This window comes from Bacillus sp. AFS088145, from assembly GCF_002564465.1.
GTDB lineage: Bacteria > Bacillota > Bacilli > Bacillales > Bacillaceae_G > Gottfriedia.
In genome coordinates this window covers 179,179-198,059 of sequence record NZ_NUUX01000021.1, presented here as the reverse complement: position 1 = coordinate 198,059, position 18,881 = coordinate 179,179, and the positions used below count along the sequence as shown (strand labels likewise).

Here is an 18,881-nt window from a genome sequence, read left to right as displayed (position 1 = left end):
AGCAGCTCGATTGGTGCGCTGATGTTTCGCTATGTAGCTTATTCGTAAGTTTATAAGAAAATCTTATGTTTTATTATATCGTTAGAATGTTCTGACCGCAATGATTTAGGTTTCTTTTTGAGTATGAAAAAGAAGAAGATAACTTTGTAATGGTATGTGTGCATTTTCCTTCGTTGCCTTTGCCTTCATATATATCCGTAGCGTTTTTTCATTCCACTACTTGATCTGGTTATTTACGAATAATTTAGTTTTAATTTATATACTTTTTTAAACTAAAGGAGAAAAAAATAGGAGCTATTAATTTATTAAATTTAGTAATTATAATCGGAATTTTAAGTGCTATTGTTTATTTANNTTTATTTATTTATTTATTTATTAAATTAATAAGAAAAATTAAACAAAAATTCAATTTAAATAAATAAATATAATTTCACGGCGTCTTCTGTATATAATAGACGTTATGTTTCAACAATCCTATTACCAACACACTATAGTAATTGTTTTTTCAGAAGTTAAAACATATTTAGAGCAATTTTTTTAGATAAATAATTTCTAGTGGAAATCCACCTCACTAAACTCCTTTACGAAAACTTGGTAATTAAATTGACTAGGCTGCTTTTAAATAGTGTGACGTCCTCTGTATAAGGGGACGTTATTTACTTTTTACTCCTTCTTTTTCTTCCATTCTCATTCATTTCCAAACAATATCCGCTCCCGAAACATAATGTCTACTGTGACTACATTGTTGGTGTAATCTGGAATGATACGAAATGGTTCTACGTTCTAACCACTAGCCGAAAATATGATCCAATCATTTAGTTATTAGTTTTTTAACTTATCAAAAGAAAAACTACATAAAGTTACGTTTAATAATAGGAAAAGTCGTTAATGATGTTGAAGTATTAGATAAATAGATATGTTATAAAAGGTCAATATTTTTTAGTTTAAATAATACATTAAATATATCATCTCTTTTATTTGACCTTTTCTGACCTTAAAGGTATTATTGTATTAATCATTCATTTGTTTTAAACAAGGAGGAGAAAAAATGAATTTAATTCCTACAGTTATTGAACAAACAAGTCGTGGTGAGCGTGCGTATGATATATACTCTCGTCTATTAAAAGACCGCATCATCATGTTAGGTAGCGCAATCGATGATAACGTAGCTAACTCAATTGTTTCACAACTTTTATTTTTAGCAGCAGAAGATCCAGATAAGGATATTTCATTATACATAAATAGTCCAGGAGGAAGTATTACTGCTGGTATGGCTATTTATGATACGATGAACTTTATTAAGCCTCAAGTATCTACAATTTGTATTGGTATGGCGGCTTCAATGGGTGCTTTCTTATTATCTGCTGGGGAAAAAGGAAAGAGATATGCTCTTCCAAATGCAGAAGTTATGATTCACCAACCATTAGGTGGTGCTCAAGGTCAAGCTACTGAAATCGAGATTGCAGCTAAGCGAATCTTGTTCTTACGTGATAAATTAAACAAAATTCTTGCAGATCGTACTGGTCAACCATTAGATACGATTGAGCGTGATACAGAGCGCGATAACTTTATGACTGCAGACCGTGCATTAGAATACGGATTAATTGATAAAGTAATTTCTAATACTGCAGCTATTAAATAATAATAAAAAACTAGCCGTAATTTTTCGGCTAGTTTTTTTTATAGAAAAAAATTGGACATCCAACTTGTGAATGTCCAATTACATCAAATTTCTTCTCCAATAAAGTCCATTACTGCTTCCATCGCTTCAACTTCATCGTCGCCAGTAACAGTAATTACTATTTCTTCTCCATGAGGAACAGCAAGACTCATAACCCCCATAATACTCTTAACGTTTACTTGTTTACCTTTGTAAGCTAATAATACTTCTGAACGAAATCTCGTAGCAACTTGAACAAATTGTGCTGCTGGACGAGCCTGTATTCCAGTTTCTAATAGTACTCTCCCTTTTTTCTCAATCATTTTTTCTTCCCTCTTAACTTTTATTTTATTTTTATTGGTTCTCCCGCTCTTAGTTTATCAGCTATTTCATCAATTTTACGTAGTCGATGATTGATTCCTGATTTACTAATTGCGCCACTAGATACCATTTCACCTAACTCTTTTAATGTTACATCCTCATACGCTACTCGAAGTTCTGCAATTTCACGTAGCTTAGGCGGTAATATATCTAAACCAACTGAGCTTTGGATATAACGTATATTTTCAATTTGTCTGAAGGCTGCACTGATCGTTTTATTTAAGTTCGCAGTTTCACAATTAACTAGACGATTAACACTGTTTCTCATATCTCTTACAATGCGAATATCTTCAAACCTTAATAAAGCCGAATGTGCACCAACAACGTTTAAAAACTCAGTAATTTTTTCTGCTTCCTTTAAGTACGTAATATAGCCTTTACGTCTCTCCAGTGTTTTAGCATTTAATCCGAATTCATTCATTAGACGACAAATTTCTTCTGTATGCTCTTTATATAGTGAAAAAATTTCTAAATGATATGAAGATGTCTCTGGATTATTTACCGAACCACCAGCTAGAAAAGCACCTCTTAAATACGAGCGTTTACAACATTTCTTCGCAATTAGCTCTTTCGCTATTTCATTCGTAAAGGTAAATCCTTCACCAGTTATATAAAGATCATTTAAAATATGTTTCGCTTCTTCTTTTATTCGAACAATATATACATTGTTCTTTTTAAGACGCATTTTTTTACGAACGAGTAATTCAACGCCCACATCATAAACACGTTTAATTAATACATATATTCTTCTAGCAATTGCTGCATTTTCAGTAACTACATCTACAATAAATTGGCGATTCGCAATTGATAATGAACCATTCATTCTAATTAAAGAGGATAGCTCAGATTTTGAACAACAATCTTTGATCTCAATCGTTGTTAATTCTTTTTTCGTTTCTGATGCAAAGGACATTTGAATCACCCCCTCCTTCTAGCTCTATATATTTTTTCATTATTCTTTTATTTTTGTCGGAATTAGATCACATAAGATTTCAGCCAACTTTACTGTATCATGCCTAATCACATTATCATCATATTTAACGATCGACTTATGAACAATTTCTAGATTTAAAGATTCAAGCTCATTTATATCTAGTTTTACTTGTTGAGCATGTTCTTCCTTATAAAGTTCTAAAATATTTTTAGGCATTGTGCCTTCATTTACTATAATTGTATCAATAAAACTTGAATCTAAATGCTGGTATAGAGCCCTTACATGATCACTAGCTGTATAATACAAAGTTTCACCCGCTTGAGTCATCACATTACATACATATACTTTTTTAGCTTTTGAATTTACAACAGCCTTCCCAATTTTAGTAACTAATAGGTTAGGAAGGATACTCGTATATAAACTACCCGGTCCAATTACAATTAAGTCAGCACGATTTATTTCATCAAGCGCCTCTTTTAAAGGTTCAACATTTCCAGGTGCTAAAAATACTCTTTTAATCTTCTTACCGGAATAAGGAATTTTTGATTCACCTGAAACAATTGTACCATCTTCTAATTCAGCTTTTAATACGACACTTTGATTAGCTGCTGGTATAACTTTCCCTCTAACATTTAATACCCTTCTCATTTCAATGATTGCACGGTAAAAATCACCTGTAATCGCAGTCATTGCACTTAGCATTAAATTACCTAGAGAATGTCCAGAAAGGTCTCCAGATGTTGCAAATCGATGCTGGAATAATTCTTCCAACATCGGTTCCACATCTGATAACGCGGCAAGTACATTTCGTACATCACCAGGCGGTGGAATTTTTAACTCGTCACGTAATCGTCCAGAGCTACCACCATCATCTGCGACTGTAACGATAGCGGTAATATCAACGGGATGTTTTTTCAACCCACGAACTAAAACAGATAGTCCCGTTCCGCCTCCAATTATTACTATTTTTGACCGTTGACTATCCATTACTTATGACTCCTTTTTTCAACGTCACGATGACTAACATTCGTATCATATTGATCCTTATAGTAGTTAGCTAAATACTCCGCTAAAGTAACAGAGCGATGCTGTCCACCCGTACATCCGATCGCAATGATTAGTTGTCGTTTACCTTCTCTTTTATATTGAGGTAACATAAAACTAATTAAATCAATTAATTTCAGCATAAATTCAGTTGTCTCATTAAATTTAAGAACATAAGAGGAAACTTCTTCATCTAAGCCAGTTAATGGACGCATTGATTCAATATAAAATGGGTTTGGTAAAAATCGTACGTCAAATACTAAATCCGCATCAATTGGTATTCCGTACTTAAAACCAAATGACTGAATATTTACTGAAAAACCTTCTTGTTCATTTTCTCTAAATTGTTCAATTATTTTTTCTCGTAATATTTTAGGTTTTAAATCTGAAGTATCATAAATTAATTGTGCACGCCCTTTTACCTCGGCTAAAAGAGTACGTTCCAACTCAATTCCTTTTAATGGAGAGCCCGTTGGAGAAAGTGGATGTGAGCGACGAGTTTCTTTGTAGCGAGTAACAAGTGCAGCATTCGTTGCATCTAAAAATAAAATTTGAGGGATGATTGAAGGAGTAGACATTAATTGATCTAACGAATTCCCTAACTGATCAAAAAATTCTCTTCCTCGTAAATCCATAACAAGAGCAACTTTATCTGTTGTATTGTGATCCGGGTCCTTTAATAGCTCTACAAATTTTGGAAGTAGAGCAGGAGGAAGATTATCGACACAGAAATAACCGATATCTTCTAACGCTTGAACAACGACAGTCTTTCCAGCACCTGACATTCCAGTTATAATAACCATTTTTACATGTGATCTTGTAGGCATTTAACTCAACCCTTTCTAAAATTTTGGTTAACTAGGATTTAAACGATATCTTAATAATTCAAAATCCGGTGTATATACAAAGGTACCATGTAAAATTTCTTTACCCTTTAGTAAATAATCAATAATATGATAGTCACCTGCTGCCATAGGAAGATTTTTCACTTCATCTATTGCATGCCAGCGAAGAATTCCTTCTTCACACTCATCTTGATTTTCACCGTCAAACTCGGTAGCCAAAAATGAAAACATCATCCATTCATTCACTACCTTAGCATCTTCTTCTATAATAATTGTAAAAACACCTTTTAATTTTGGATTTTTTAAGTAAACACCTGTTTCTTCACGATATTCACGAACAACTGCTTCTCTAATGTTTTCACCTGGCTCCATCTTACCGCCGGGTGCAACCCACCAGTTTCTTCTAGGTTTTTGTAGCAAGAGGATATTATTTTCATTTACCAAAACACAATGTGTAACTCTTTGCATTTCTTATACCTCACTTACAATTTGGACTTGCAGTTGGTTGAAACTGCCCAATCTATATTATACCGTTAAACTAGTCAGACAACAACTTGTTAAGAGTGGGAATTAGGGTAGAAAGGTCCTGGCTAAAGGAGAAAAGATTTTGTGGGTTCGAACTACGGTTGGGGAACAAAATCGAACACTTTCGGAGACAAATAAAGAATACTCACTGTTTTACGAGCTTTAAAACGAAGACTAAAGGCGTAGTTGCACTTATACTAATTGCTACTACGTCAGATCCTCCTTCGTCGCTGCAAATTTATACTTTAATGCACAAAAAAAGGGAACATGGACAAGCGCATATCCATGTTCCTATATATATTAGGGGGCTCTCTGGTTATTGTCTATATTACAGTAACTATATTTCAGGAGAGTTACACCCTAATTACATATAAATTTCAGAATATTACAATTTCGTTCACAATTCTAAAACTTAATTTTATTAATCAAGATTAGTTAGTTTTAGATAATTCTTCTTTTAATTCTTCAATATAATGTTGTACTGCTTGAGCAGCGATACTTCCGTCTCCAGTAGCTGTTACAACTTGACGTAAAGTTTTTTCACGAACATCACCAGCAGCAAAAACACCTGGTACTCTTGTTTCCATTACATCATTTGTTTCGATATATCCATTTTCATTTGTAATACCTAAACTTAAGAATGGTTTTGTTAATGGCAGCATGCCAATATAGATAAATACGCCATCTGTTTTAAATTCAGATTCTTCACCATTTTGAGTATCTACAAGCGTTACGCTACTTACTTTACCATCAGTTCCGTTAACTTCTTTAATTGTTGAATTCCAAATAAATGAAATCTTTTCATTTGCAAATGCACGGTCTTGAAGAATTTTTTGAGCTCGTAATTGATCTCTACGGTGAACGATTGTAACTTTTGAAGCATAGCGAGTTAAATATACGCCTTCTTCTACTGCTGAATCTCCGCCACCTATAACTACTAATTCTTTATCCTTAAAGAATGCTCCATCACAAACTGCACAGTAAGATACACCACGTCCACCTAGCTCTTGCTCACCTGGAACACCTATTTTTTTGTATTCTGCACCAGTTGAAATAATAATTGCGCGTGCTTTGTATTCTTTTTTACCAGCAATGATTGTTTTATATTCTTTACCGTCGATAATTTCTTTAATGTCACCATATGCGTATTCAGCACCAAATTTTTTCGCATGATCAAACATTTTATTTGATAAATCTGGTCCTAAAATACTATCAAAACCTGGGTAGTTTTCAATTTCTTCAGTATTTGCCATCTGTCCACCTGGAATACCACGTTCCATCATTAATGTAGAAAGATTTGCACGAGATGTATATACAGCTGCAGTCATCCCTGCAGGACCAGCTCCAATGATAATAACATCATAAATTTTTTCTTCCATTTCTTAATCACTCCTTGTACTTAAATGGCTAATTGCCCTACTTCATTAACTATCACTATCCTAATACGCGATGACATAAAACAACAAATCATATGCTCATGATAAAGAAAACTCTTCGACTGACGAGCCTTTTAGGAGAAGTCAAAGGCGTAGTTGCACTTATACTTAATTCCTAGTATTGGCTACCACATCGAGTACAAATCCTTGCTGCCAATTTATACTCACCTTAATGAGAAATAAAGAAAGCTTGCATTAACACCATCTGGTATTAAAACAAGCTTCGAATGGCGCTAATGCCTTTATTTAATAAATAGGTAGAGATATTATAGTTTGCTGCAATTTTCTTTTGTGATACACGTTTTACTTCATTTTCAACAAGATAATGTGTAGCAGCTAATAAAACATCTTCACTTACAGGTAATTCTTTATATTTTAAAGTAAGCTCACAAATAGCGAAAAACCATAATTGAAGATGATTACGTAGTATTATATAATCTTCTTCCCAAGTTGTTTGTACTTTCTTCGCGCCGTTAATCGCAATATTCAATGACGGATGAGGCTCTAGATAACACATATTATTTAGAAGTACTTGTTCTAATTGTTCATCGAGACCAATATTTTCTAATGGATTTAAATCTTGAAGGATTGAACTAAATTTTTGTTCATAATAATACTCCTTCATAAAATAGATTAATCCCCATCTCTCACTATTCGAATTGGAGTATTTTGCTTGGTACTCTGTTTCAGCCATTAATTGCTCGATTTCATTCGATGAATGTTTTTTTTCAGCCCATGGAGCCAATTCCTCATGATCATCAAATTCACTTGTCATTTCAAAATTCCAAATACGCTCCGCCGTTTCAATTCTTCCAGATTGATAAGCTGCATCACAGAACATATAATAAAACTGTATTTCACGATCTGGTCGTTCCATGTAAAGTAGATTAAATAACTTATAAGCTTCTTCATACTTCTTGAATTGATAGAAAAGTACACCCAGCTTGTGACGGTGCTCTTCAGAGATTGGAACAATATTTGATAAGCCTTCAAGATATTGTAGAGCAATTTCTTGTTCATTTAATATTCTTTTTAGCATTGTTAAATGAATTAAAGCTGATAAATTACCTGGATTTTGTTCTAAAACATATTGTAATACTCTTTCAGATTCCTCAGGATTACCTAAATGAAGCTCTACTAAAGCTAAGTTATTATAAGCTGGCCAAAATTCTTGATACTTATCAACAATATTAAGTAAAGTTGTTTTAGCAGATTTCCAATCATGATTTGCCAAATAGCTTGTAACCCGCTCTTGAAGCACTAATAAATCATCATTGATACTTAAATCATCATCTTCTTCACTATGAATAATATCTAAATAGTCTTCTAGTTCTTCTAATTGCTCTTCATCCGTGCCAATTTCTAAATACTTTTGAGCATACAAATTGGCTTTTTGGAATAATCCTAATTCAAAAAATGCAAATGCTAATAAATAATATACATCCTCATTTGTTGGAAATTTATCTAAAATATATTCTAAAATTGTTATTGTAGTTTGATATTGATGTAATGATAAAAGCTTTCTAGAAATATCTATAAGAACTGTTTGATTTTCTTCATTTTCAGCAGCTTTTTTCAAATAATAAATCGCTTGCTCAGAATCGTTACTATTATAAGCTTTCATCCCTTTTTCGTAGAAGTAATCTTTAGGTAACGAGAACGAAACGACATTATGAAATTGATTTGTTTGATTCCCCAAATTTTCAGACATTCGATCCTCCAGTTTTTCAAGCTTATCACAGTATATCACATAAAAAGAGGAAATAGTCGCCGTCCAAATTATAAGAATTTTAAACGAACGTACAATTTCCACATTATCTAAATAAGTTGTCAAAGTATTATTTTAACCGAAACAAAAAATATTGAAAACCACTTTTTTAAGAGTTTAAATAGTAGTTTCAGATTGAGGTAATGAAATAATAACCATAGGATTACCTCCAACAAATGCACCAGCTGGAACATCCTTGTTGACAAGTGTTGCAGCTGAAACTTTCGCTTCATCACCAATTGTGATACCTGGGAGGATTGTTGTGTTTGCACCAACTAACACATTATTACCAATAATAACTTCTCCTAATCGATATTCATTAATTAAATATTCATGCGCCAAGATTGTTGTATTATAGCCGATAATCGAATTCCTACCAACTGAAATTAATTCTGGAAACATTAAATCAGGCGTTACTTTAAAAGCAAAGGATGTATACTCTCCTACTTTCATTCCAATGAGATTCCTATACATCCAGTTTTTCAGTCTAAAGAAAGGGATATAACGAGCTATTTCAATGACAATAGTATTTCGAAATGTCTTCCAAAATGAAACAGTCTTGTAGACTTGCCAAAGTGAATTTTCACCTTCAATTAGGTAGCGTTTCGTTTTTCTCAATTCTCATCAATTCCTAAAATTGGTAAGAGATCACTCATCTTCTCAAGCATAAAATCAGGTTTAAATGTAGCTAAAAATTCTTTACCTTTTAGCGACCAAGCAACACCTGCTGTTTTCGTTCCAGCATTTTGACCACCTTCAATATCATGGTAATTATCGCCCACCATTATACTCTCTTCAGGAATAGAATTTAATTTTTTTAAAGCTAATTGAATCGGTTCTGGATGTGGCTTTGCATTTTGCACGTCATCAATTGTGATAACAGTATCAAAGAATTGCTTTAATCGACTAAAACTTAAGCCCATTTCAACAACATTTCGTGCCTTTGTTGTTACAATCCCAATTTTATAGCCTGATTTGTGTAAAGTTTCAATCGTCTCATAAACCGTTTCATACTCCTCAACAAACTCATCATGCATCTCCATATTAAAACTGCGATATTCCGAGATTAACTCTTCAACTCTTTCTTTATCTACCGTAGAGAATGATTCAGTTAAAGTTGGACCCATAAAAGGTATAACATGTTCACGTTTATATTGTTCAGGATAATATTTATTCAAAGTATGCAAGAATGAAGCAATAATTAATTCATTTGTATTGATTAAAGTACCATCTAAATCAAATAGGATCGTATTTATTTTCATGAGAATTTCCTTTCTATTTCACTTCAGCTTTTAAACTTGATTCAGTTTTCCTACCTACTCTTCCTACGATTCTTGCAACTATACAAGTAACAACTAACGCGACAAAGAATCGAATTAAAAATAAGTATAAAACTGGAATCCCTAAAGGAATAAAGAGAAGTGTATCTTCTACTACAGCATGACAAGCTACTAAAAATAAGAAAACGAGGTATAAATCACGTTTCGAAACACCATCTTCTTTAACGGCTTGAATCATAACACCTGCTCCAAAAGCTAATCCAAAAAACAATCCCGCAGCTAATGTAACTCCAGCTTTTGCTTCAACACCGATTAATTTAGTAAATGGAGATAGTGCTTTTGTTATATAGTTCATCCACCCAAAATCTTTTGCAATTTGAATAACTAGCATTAATGGAAAAACAATTTTAATAAGGTTTAAAATTCCCATTAATGACGAGATGATGGCATTATAAACGATCTCCCATCCTGACTGGTTAATGCTTTCTGCAACAGCAATGCCTTTATGAACAATTTCTGTTCCACCAGACCAAAAGAAATGGATACAAATAGCAGATATAATTGCAAATCCAATCCTTACTAAAACAACAAAAGATGCTCGAACTCCTACAGCAGTAGCTACTGTCGTTTCAACAAATAGATTATGAGAAAAACTTAACATAACTGCAAGGATCAATGCCTCCTTAACAGTTAAATCCATCGGTAGCATTGCTCCAAGGGCTGCATATAGATTTAAAACATTTCCTAAAACTAATACTAATGCTGCATCTCCCTTTAAACCAATAAAACTCATTAGTGGTTCAAGAAGATTAACAAACCAGTCCATGAGTGCAGTTTCTTTAATAATCGTTAAAATGAAAGAAATAGGGAAAATTATTTTCCCTATTTTCCAAGAAGTTTGTAAACCAACTAGTAACCCTCTCTTTAAAGTTTCCAACGTGCTCCCCACTCCTGTTTTACAAACTTATGCGTCTAAATAACGCTCATTCGATAACCCTTTAACTCTACGATAAACAAGAATGATAATAGATAGTATGATAATTACGACTGAAATAAATTGAGCCATTCTAATTGTACTTGTTAACATTAAACTATCTGTTCTTAGTCCTTCAATAAAGAAACGGCCAACTGAGTACCAAATTAAATAAGTTAAAAACATTTCACCGCGTCTAAGATTCACTCTTCTTAAAATTAGTAAGAAAATAATCCCTAATAAACTCCATAATGATTCATATAAAAATGTTGGATGATAATACGTTCCATCGATATACATTTGGTTAATGATCCAAGTAGGTAAATGAAGACTTTCTAAAAATGATCTAGTTACCGGTCCACCATGAGCCTCTTGGTTCATGAAGTTTCCCCAACGTCCAAGCATTTGGCCTACTAAAATACTTGGTGCTGCGATATCTGCAAGCTTCCAAAATGAAATGTCTCTTTTCTTTGCAAAGAAGTAACTAGCAATAAATGCTCCAATTAAACCACCGTGAATAGCTAATCCACCATGCCAAATAGCCGGTATTTCACTAACATGCTTAGAATAGTAGCTCCACTCAAAGAGCACATAATAAATTCTAGCTCCTATAATTGCTGATGGTAGAGCTACTAAAATAAGATCCAAAAATGTATCATCAGGTATTCCACGTCGTTTACTTTCACGAATTGCCAACCACAAACCTAACACAACACCTAAACCGATCAATACCCCATACCACTTTATTGACAGAGGACCTAAGTGTAAAAATACTTTATCTAATGGCTGAATATTTGATTCCATTTCAATTTCCCCACTTTTTCATTAAATTAAATCACTAACATTATTACCGCCTTGAATTACTTTCTCTAAACGATCTGCAAATTGCTGAGCAGCATTTACACCCATATTTTTCAAACGGAAATTCATCGCTGCTACTTCAATAATAACAGCTAAATTTCGACCTGGTCGAACAGGCAAAGTGATTTTCGAAATATCTGTATCTAATATTTTAAGTTTTTCATCGTCTAAGCCAACTCGGTCGTAAACCTTTTGGGAGTCCCAAGTCTCTAAATCAATATTCAACGTAATGCGTTTGTAATTACGAACAGATCCTGCTCCGAAAAGAGTCATTACATTAATAATTCCTAATCCACGAATTTCTAATAAATGTTCAATTAATTCTGGCGATGAACCGATCAGCGTGTCCTCATCAGTTTGACGAATCTCTACTGAATCATCTGCTACTAATCGATGACCACGTTTCACTAACTCTAGAGCCGTTTCACTTTTACCTACTCCACTTTTTCCAGTAATTAATACACCGACTCCATAAATATCAACTAGCACACCGTGTAACGCTGTAGTTGGAGCAAGTTTAGCCTCTAAATAACTCGTAAGTCTACTATACATTTTAGTTGTCTTACTGTTTGAGAGTAAAATAGGTACGCCAGTTTCTTCACCTGCTTCGATTAATTCGGATGGAATTTCTAAACCACGTGTCACGATAATACAAGGCGTATCATCTGCACAAAGCTTTCTTAATCGATTATGTTTTTCTTCGTCAGTTAAGCTATGATAAAAAGTTAATTCTGTTTTCCCTAATATTTGTACTCGATCAGATGGATAGTATGTAAAAAAACCAGCAACCTCTATACCTGGGCGAGATAAGTCAGTCGTGTTAATCGAACGATTCAAACCAGCACTTCCACTAATGACCTCTAATTTAAAATACTCAACTAAATTCTTTGTACGTAATTTAGCCATACAAGCCTCCTAAGGATTAATAATTATGTATTATCTCTCATATTGTACCATTTTTAAACTTTGTGGGAAAATGTCGACAAGTCAGTAACTGCGCTAAAACGATTAAAAATCATTAATGTAAAAGTGAATTTATCACGATATTTAGTAACTTCAATCAGTTTTAGCATTTAATGATAATCAGTTAAGTAACAACGGAGTTCACAAAATGTTCGAAAATCCCATTAATATAAAAAACAAAAAAAGAGACTCTCAAAAGTACTTTAACTTAAGAGACGCCTCTTTTTCTACCGATGACTATGCTTTTTTTTGTCCTTTGAACCAAACACAAAATATTGAATTAACATACTGAATGTACTAATTAGAATCGATGCGATAATAGCAGTGCCAAAACCATTTACTCGTAAGGAATCCCCTAATAAATAATCAGTAATTTCAAGCGTAAATGCATTAATAATAAACAAGAATAATCCCATTGTAAAAATGGTTACAGGTAAAGTGATTAAAATTAAGACTGGGCGAATAATTGTATTTAAGATCGATAACACCAACGCAGCAATGATAGCCGTTGGAATATTTTTTACATAAAAATCTGGTTGCAGAAATCCTGCTACTACAATAAAAACTAAGCTATTAATAGCTAATGAAAATAACCATCTCATTTATTTCACGTCACCTTCTTCTGGAACAACAAATATCCAAATTAAATACACAAATAGAAGTGCTCCAAATCCTACGAAGAATAATATAACAAACAGTAAACGGATTAATGTACTGTCCAAATTAAAATACTTACCCAATCCACCACAAACACCCGCAAGCATAGAATCTTTAGAAGATCGATATAGTTTTTTCACAAAAATCTCCTCTCTATCGATACGCCCTCATTTTTTTATCATTACTAATTTTTCTATTTCATTATTTATTCTATGTTAAAACATTAAAGAAATGTGGACTACTTTTCAAGTAAAAGGAACTATGAATGACATAAAGTCCTAAAAACAAACACTACGAAAAAGAGGTTGTCTCAATTTCTTACACTGTAAAAAAACCATATCAATAAATTACCAAATTTTCTTAAAGGAGCCCGCGTGGTTGATTTCCACTACAGAACGATTTATATACCAACATTCTGACAAAGAAAAAGAAGAATAGTTGATTTCCGTTCCAGTATGCTCCCTTTCCAGCTAATTCAACTGGAGTTGAGCACCTTTTCGTTTCAATCAACTACTCTATCACACCAATATTTAATCACAATACACTTATAAAAATTAAGATTCCATTAATGCTAATCTTTTTTCCATTCTAGCTTTGTCACGTTCTAATACAGCTTTTAAATACTTACCTGTATGAGATGCTTCAACTTTACATAGTTTCTCTGGTGTACCAGTTGCTACGATCGTACCACCTTTGTCTCCACCTTCTGGTCCTAAATCGATTAGATGGTCGGCTGCTTTAATAACGTCTAAGTTATGTTCAATTACAAGTACAGTATCTCCATTATCTACTAGTCTTTGTAAAACAACTAATAATCGTGCAATATCATCAACATGAAGCCCTGTAGTAGGTTCATCTAATATATATAAAGTTCTTCCATTCGTACGTTTATGAAGCTCGGAAGCTAGTTTTACTCGTTGTGCTTCTCCACCAGATAAAGTCGTAGCAGGTTGACCTAATGTAATATAACCTAAACCTACATCATATAACGTTTGAAGTTTACGTTTAATCTTAGGAATATTTTCAAAGAAAGATACTGCATACTCAACTGTCATATCTAATACTTCAGAGATCGATTTATCTTTATACTTAACTTCTAAAGTTTCTCGGTTATATCGTTTACCATGACAAACTTCACATGGTACATAAACATCTGGTAAGAAATGCATTTCGATTTTAATGATTCCATCGCCTCGACATGCTTCACATCTACCGCCTTTAACGTTGAAGCTAAAACGACCTTTCTTATAACCGCGAACTTTTGACTCATTCGTAGCGGCATATACATCTCGAATATCATCAAATACACCAGTATAAGTAGCTGGATTTGAACGAGGAGTACGACCAATTGGTGATTGATCAATATCGATAACCTTCTCCAATTGTTCAATCCCTTTTATTTCTTTATGCTCCCCTGGACGTACTTTCGAACCATTTAATTTTTGAGCTAATGATTTATATAAAATCTCATTAATTAAAGTACTTTTCCCTGATCCTGATACACCTGTTACTGCAACAAATGTACCTAATGGGAATGAAGTTGATACATTTTTTAAATTGTTTTCTTTTGCTCCAACAATTTTAATTTCACGTCCATCGCCTTTTCTACGCTCAAGCGGTACAGGAATAAACTTCTCACCTAATAAGTACTTCCCTGTTAATGAATTTTGATCATTCATTACTTCATTTGGCGTTCCTTGTGAAATGACCTGTCCACCATGAATACCAGCTCCTGGTCCGATATCAATTAAATAATCTGCCGCTAGCATCGTATCTTCATCATGTTCTACAACAATTAATGTATTTCCGATGTCTCTCATATTTAACAATGTTGAGATTAAACGATCATTATCACGTTGGTGTAATCCAATTGATGGCTCATCCAAAATATATAATACACCAGTTAATCTCGAACCAATTTGAGTCGCTAAACGAATCCTTTGAGCTTCTCCACCAGATAATGTCCCTGCAGCTCGGTTCAATGTTAAATAATCTAAACCTACATTTACTAAAAAGCCTAAACGTTCTCTAATTTCTCGAAGGATTAGATTTGCAATTTTTTCTTGTTTTGGCGTTAAATCAAGCGATCCAAAGAAATCAAATGCTTCTTTAACTGACATTTTTGTTACTTCACCGACATGCAAGCCACCAATAAATACAGCCAGTGCCTCTTTTCTTAGACGATGCCCTTTACAAGTTGGACAATGTTGTTGAGCCATGTATTTTTCCATTTGCTCACGAATAAAATCTGAAGATGTTTCTTTAAAACGTCTTTCTACATTAGAAATAACACCTTCAAATTCAATCATCGCTTCACGTACGTGACCTTGCTCGTTATCATATTTAAAATAGATTTGTTCTCCATTACTACCATAAAGAATTTTATCTTGTAGATCTTTTGGTATGTCCTTAAATGGAATATTCATATCAATTCCGTAATGATTACATACACTTTCTAGTAATTGAGGATAATACATTGAGCTAATTGATTCCCACGGTGCGATAGCATTTTCTTTAAGAGTTAATTCATCATTTGGGATTACTAAGTCTATATCCACTTCTAATTTCGTTCCTAATCCATCACATGAATGACAAGCACCAAACGGGCTGTTAAACGAAAACATACGTGGTTCTAATTCCCCAATTGAGAAACCACACAGTGGACAGGCATGATGTTCACTAAATAGTAATTCTTCTTCACCTATTACATCAATGATAACTCGACCTTCTCCTAGTTTTAATGCTGTTTCAAGAGAATCAGCTAGTCGTGATGCTACACCATCTTTTACAACAATACGGTCAATTACAACTTCAATTGAATGCTTCTTATTTTTCTCTAATTCTATTTCATCAGATACATCAAATAACTCACCGTCAACACGAACACGAACGAACCCTTGTTTTTTAATTTCTTCAAATACTTTTACATGTGTCCCTTTACGACCAGATACCACAGGAGCAAGCACTTGAATTTTCGTTCGTTCAGGATACTCCATTACACGATCTACCATTTGTTCAACTGTTTGAGAAGAAATTTCGGTACCATGATTTGGACAAATTGGAGTTCCAATACGTGCATAAAGAAGTCGCAAATAGTCGTAAATCTCTGTTACAGTACCTACTGTCGAACGAGGATTTCGGCTAGTCGTTTTTTGATCAATTGAAATCGCAGGTGAAAGTCCTTCGATTGAATCAACATCAGGTTTATCCATTTGACCTAAAAATTGACGAGCATACGCAGATAATGATTCTACATATCTGCGTTGGCCTTCTGCATAAATCGTATCAAATGCTAGAGATGACTTACCTGATCCCGATAATCCAGTTACAACTACTAATTGATTACGAGGAATCGTAACATCAATATTTTTTAAGTTATGCGCTCTGGCCCCTTTAATAATTATTTCATTCATACTTTTCAAGTTCTTCACCTCTCAGACTTCAATTCTAATATTAAGTCACGAAGTTCTGTTGCTCGTTCAAAATCAAGCGCCTTCGCTGCGTCCTTCATTTCCATTTCAATTGATTGAATAAATAAATGACGTTCTTTTTTATTCATTTTCTTATATTTAGCACTAATACCGTTTTCATAAACTTCTTCTTCTTCAGCTACAGAAGTAGCTCGAATCACATCACGTACTTGCTTAATAATCGTTTTAGGAGTGATTCCATGTTTTTTGTTATATTCTTCCTGAATCTCACGACGACGTTTTGTTTCATTAATCGCAATATCCATCGAATTCGTCATTTTATCAGCATACATAATAACATGACCATTTGAATTCCTTGCAGCTCGACCAATTGTTTGGATTAATGAACGTTCAGATCGTAAAAATCCTTCTTTATCTGCATCTAAAATTACAACTAATGAAACTTCAGGAATATCTATACCTTCACGTAAAAGGTTAATACCAATTAACACATCATATTTACCTAAACGAAGATCACGAATAATTTCGATTCGTTCAAGCGTTTTAATTTCAGAATGTAAATAGTTAACCTTAATTCCTATTTCTTTCAAATAATCCGTTAAATCTTCAGACATTTTCTTTGTTAGAGTAGTAATTAGTACTCTCTCATTTTTAGCAATGCGATTACGAAGTTCATCGATCAGATCGTCAATTTGACCTTCAATCGGACGAACATCTATCGTCGGATCTAGTAGACCTGTTGGACGAATAATTTGCTCTACTTTCTCTGGGCACAGCTCTAGTTCATATGGTCCAGGTGTAGCAGTTACGTATATAGTTTGTTGAACTTTTTCCACAAACTCTGCAAATTTTAAAGGTCGATTATCCAATGCTGAAGGCAGACGGAATCCATGATCTACTAATACTTGCTTTCGAGCTTGGTCACCGTTAAACATTCCTCGAATTTGCGGAACCGTAACATGTGACTCGTCAATCACCATTAAGAAATCTTCTGGAAAATAGTCTAATAATGTATAAGGCGTAGAACCTGGTGGTCTCAGCGTCAGATGACGGGAATAGTTTTCAATTCCTGAACAAAATCCCATCTCGTTCATCATTTCTAAATCATATCTAGTTCGCTGCTCAAGCCTTTGAGCTTCTAATAACTTACCGTTATCTCTCATTTCCTTTAATCGTTCTTCTAACTCAACTTCAATATTTTTAATGGCGATTTTCATTTTTTCTTCACGTGTAACGAAGTGGGAAGCTGGGAAAATTGCAACGTGTTCACGGTCACCTAAAATTTCACCTGTTAATGCGTCCACTTCTCTAATTCTCTCAATTTCATCACCAAAAAATTCCACACGAATACAGTGCTCATCACGTGATGCTGGGAATATTTCAACAACATCACCACGAACTCGGAATGTACCACGTGAGAAGTCAATATCATTACGTGCATACTGAATATCTACTAGTTTATGTAATAGTTCATCTCGACTAATTTCCATTCCAATACGAAGAGAACAAACTAATTCACGATATTCTTCAGGAGAACCTAAACCGTAAATACAAGAAACACTCGCTACAATAATGACATCCTTACGTTCAAAAAGGGAGGAAGTCGCAGAGTGACGTAATTTATCAATTTCATCATTAATACTTGAATCTTTTTCAATATAAGTATCCGTTTGAGGTACGTAAGCTTCTGGCTGAAAATAATCATAGTAACTAACGAAATACTCAACTGCATTATTTGGAAAAAAATCTTTTAATTCGCTATATAATTGCCCTGCTAATGTTTTATTGTGAGCAAATACTAATGTTGGTTTTCCTACTTCTTTAATTACATTTGAAATGGTAAACGTTTTTCCCGTACCTGTTGCACCTAATAAAACTTGATGCTCTTTACCATTTTTAATACCATCAACTAACTGCTTAATCGCATTTGGCTGATCGCCTTGAGGTGAATAATTAGAAACTACCTCGAATTCCTGCTCCATCTTCCCCGCCTCCATTTCCAAAACATACCTATCCTTCTATTTTACCACAAAATTTCAAAAATCAATCAAAAACAGAACAAACGTACCTTTAAAAATAATCATCTTTACATATTATCGATGTTTAAGTACGAATTCAAGTAA

General features: G+C 33.7%; 17 protein-coding genes. 1 reads left to right on the top strand and 16 read right to left on the bottom strand.

Annotation, left to right across the window (positions count from 1 at the left end; genetic code table 11):
- Positions 1–1,048 precede the first annotated feature (1,048 nt).
- Positions 1,049–1,642, top strand: a complete 594-nt coding sequence (gene clpP, locus COI44_RS14095; RefSeq protein ID WP_025568718.1) for an ATP-dependent Clp endopeptidase proteolytic subunit ClpP — start codon at positions 1,049–1,051, stop codon at positions 1,640–1,642.
- Between the two features lie 83 nt (positions 1,643–1,725).
- Here clpP and COI44_RS14090 read toward each other — a convergent pair whose 3' ends face one another.
- The 16 genes from COI44_RS14090 to uvrB all read right to left on the bottom strand — a co-directional run bounded on the left by COI44_RS14090 (position 1,726) and on the right by uvrB (position 18,740).
- Entirely contained in the window at positions 1,726–1,983 is a 258-nt protein-coding gene (locus COI44_RS14090; RefSeq protein ID WP_025568719.1) for an HPr family phosphocarrier protein, read from the bottom strand.
- Positions 1,984–2,003: 20 nt separating this feature from the next.
- A complete protein-coding gene (gene whiA, locus COI44_RS14085) occupies positions 2,004–2,954 on the bottom strand; it encodes a DNA-binding protein WhiA (RefSeq protein ID WP_098428527.1) in 951 nt (316 codons plus the stop codon).
- A gap of 39 nt (positions 2,955–2,993) precedes the next feature.
- A complete protein-coding gene (locus tag COI44_RS14080; RefSeq protein WP_098428526.1) occupies positions 2,994–3,962 on the bottom strand; it encodes a gluconeogenesis factor YvcK family protein in 969 nt (322 codons plus the stop codon).
- Positions 3,962–4,846: an RNase adapter RapZ gene (gene rapZ / locus COI44_RS14075; protein ID WP_098231993.1), complete on the bottom strand. Its 885-nt coding sequence runs from the start codon at positions 4,844–4,846 to the stop codon at positions 3,962–3,964. The genes COI44_RS14080 and rapZ overlap by 1 nt, the downstream gene beginning before the upstream one ends.
- Positions 4,847–4,873: 27 nt before the next feature.
- Entirely contained in the window at positions 4,874–5,332 is a 459-nt protein-coding gene (locus tag COI44_RS14070; RefSeq protein WP_056469826.1) for an NUDIX hydrolase, read from the bottom strand.
- Between the two features lie 488 nt (positions 5,333–5,820).
- Complete coding sequence (trxB, locus tag COI44_RS14065) at positions 5,821–6,768, bottom strand: thioredoxin-disulfide reductase (RefSeq protein WP_098428525.1); 948 nt, start codon at positions 6,766–6,768, stop codon at positions 5,821–5,823.
- A 268-nt stretch (positions 6,769–7,036) separates the two neighbouring features.
- Positions 7,037–8,536, bottom strand: coding sequence for a tetratricopeptide repeat protein (locus COI44_RS14060; protein ID WP_098428524.1), 1,500 nt, complete (start codon positions 8,534–8,536; stop codon positions 7,037–7,039).
- Between the two features lie 174 nt (positions 8,537–8,710).
- Complete coding sequence (locus COI44_RS14055) at positions 8,711–9,211, bottom strand: acyltransferase (protein WP_098428523.1); 501 nt, start codon at positions 9,209–9,211, stop codon at positions 8,711–8,713.
- Positions 9,208–9,855: a pyrophosphatase PpaX gene (ppaX, locus tag COI44_RS14050; RefSeq protein ID WP_098428522.1), complete on the bottom strand. Its 648-nt coding sequence runs from the start codon at positions 9,853–9,855 to the stop codon at positions 9,208–9,210. The genes COI44_RS14055 and ppaX overlap by 4 nt, the downstream gene beginning before the upstream one ends.
- A 13-nt stretch (positions 9,856–9,868) precedes the next feature.
- Complete coding sequence (locus COI44_RS14045; protein ID WP_098428521.1) at positions 9,869–10,810, bottom strand: nucleoside recognition domain-containing protein; 942 nt, start codon at positions 10,808–10,810, stop codon at positions 9,869–9,871.
- Positions 10,811–10,837: 27 nt separating this feature from the next.
- The gene (lgt, locus tag COI44_RS14040; protein WP_098428520.1) at positions 10,838–11,650 is read right to left on the bottom strand and encodes a prolipoprotein diacylglyceryl transferase; all 813 of its coding nucleotides are present in this window, start codon (positions 11,648–11,650) and stop codon (positions 10,838–10,840) included.
- 21 nt (positions 11,651–11,671) lie between these two features.
- Positions 11,672–12,613 (bottom strand): HPr(Ser) kinase/phosphatase, encoded by a 942-nt coding sequence (gene hprK, locus COI44_RS14035; protein ID WP_098232001.1) that lies wholly within the window; start codon positions 12,611–12,613, stop codon positions 11,672–11,674.
- Positions 12,614–12,897: 284 nt separating this feature from the next.
- Entirely contained in the window at positions 12,898–13,272 is a 375-nt protein-coding gene (locus tag COI44_RS14030; RefSeq protein ID WP_098428519.1) for a phage holin family protein, read from the bottom strand.
- Positions 13,273–13,467, bottom strand: coding sequence for a PspC domain-containing protein (locus COI44_RS14025; protein ID WP_025568734.1), 195 nt, complete (start codon positions 13,465–13,467; stop codon positions 13,273–13,275). It abuts the gene before it with no gap.
- A 414-nt stretch (positions 13,468–13,881) separates the two neighbouring features.
- Complete coding sequence (gene uvrA, locus COI44_RS14020; protein WP_098428666.1) at positions 13,882–16,740, bottom strand: excinuclease ABC subunit UvrA; 2,859 nt, start codon at positions 16,738–16,740, stop codon at positions 13,882–13,884.
- A 14-nt stretch (positions 16,741–16,754) separates the two neighbouring features.
- On the bottom strand, positions 16,755–18,740 hold the full coding sequence (uvrB, locus tag COI44_RS14015) for an excinuclease ABC subunit UvrB (protein ID WP_098428518.1): 1,986 nt from the start codon (positions 18,738–18,740) through the stop codon (positions 16,755–16,757).
- Between the last annotated feature and the right edge of the window lie 141 nt (positions 18,741–18,881).

Excerpts from the sequence above, each read along its gene's own strand:
- hprK (WP_098232001.1), bottom strand. The coding sequence starts at position 12,613 with ATGGCTAAATTACGTACAAAGAATTTAGTTGAGTATTTTAAATTAGAG.
- COI44_RS14030 (WP_098428519.1), bottom strand. The coding sequence starts at position 13,272 with ATGAGATGGTTATTTTCATTAGCTATTAATAGCTTAGTTTTTATTGTA.
- COI44_RS14060 (WP_098428524.1), bottom strand. The coding sequence starts at position 8,536 with ATGTCTGAAAATTTGGGGAATCAAACAAATCAATTTCATAATGTCGTT.
- clpP (WP_025568718.1), top strand. The coding sequence starts at position 1,049 with ATGAATTTAATTCCTACAGTTATTGAACAAACAAGTCGTGGTGAGCGT.
- COI44_RS14070 (WP_056469826.1), bottom strand. The coding sequence starts at position 5,332 with ATGCAAAGAGTTACACATTGTGTTTTGGTAAATGAAAATAATATCCTC.
- uvrA (WP_098428666.1), bottom strand. The coding sequence starts at position 16,740 with ATGAATGAAATAATTATTAAAGGGGCCAGAGCGCATAACTTAAAAAAT.
- lgt (WP_098428520.1), bottom strand. The coding sequence starts at position 11,650 with ATGGAATCAAATATTCAGCCATTAGATAAAGTATTTTTACACTTAGGT.
- uvrB (WP_098428518.1), bottom strand. The coding sequence starts at position 18,740 with ATGGAGCAGGAATTCGAGGTAGTTTCTAATTATTCACCTCAAGGCGAT.
- COI44_RS14090 (WP_025568719.1), bottom strand. The coding sequence starts at position 1,983 with ATGATTGAGAAAAAAGGGAGAGTACTATTAGAAACTGGAATACAGGCT.
- COI44_RS14080 (WP_098428526.1), bottom strand. The coding sequence starts at position 3,962 with ATGGATAGTCAACGGTCAAAAATAGTAATAATTGGAGGCGGAACGGGA.
- ppaX (WP_098428522.1), bottom strand. The coding sequence starts at position 9,855 with ATGAAAATAAATACGATCCTATTTGATTTAGATGGTACTTTAATCAAT.
- trxB (WP_098428525.1), bottom strand. The coding sequence starts at position 6,768 with ATGGAAGAAAAAATTTATGATGTTATTATCATTGGAGCTGGTCCTGCA.
- whiA (WP_098428527.1), bottom strand. The coding sequence starts at position 2,954 with ATGTCCTTTGCATCAGAAACGAAAAAAGAATTAACAACGATTGAGATC.
- rapZ (WP_098231993.1), bottom strand. The coding sequence starts at position 4,846 with ATGCCTACAAGATCACATGTAAAAATGGTTATTATAACTGGAATGTCA.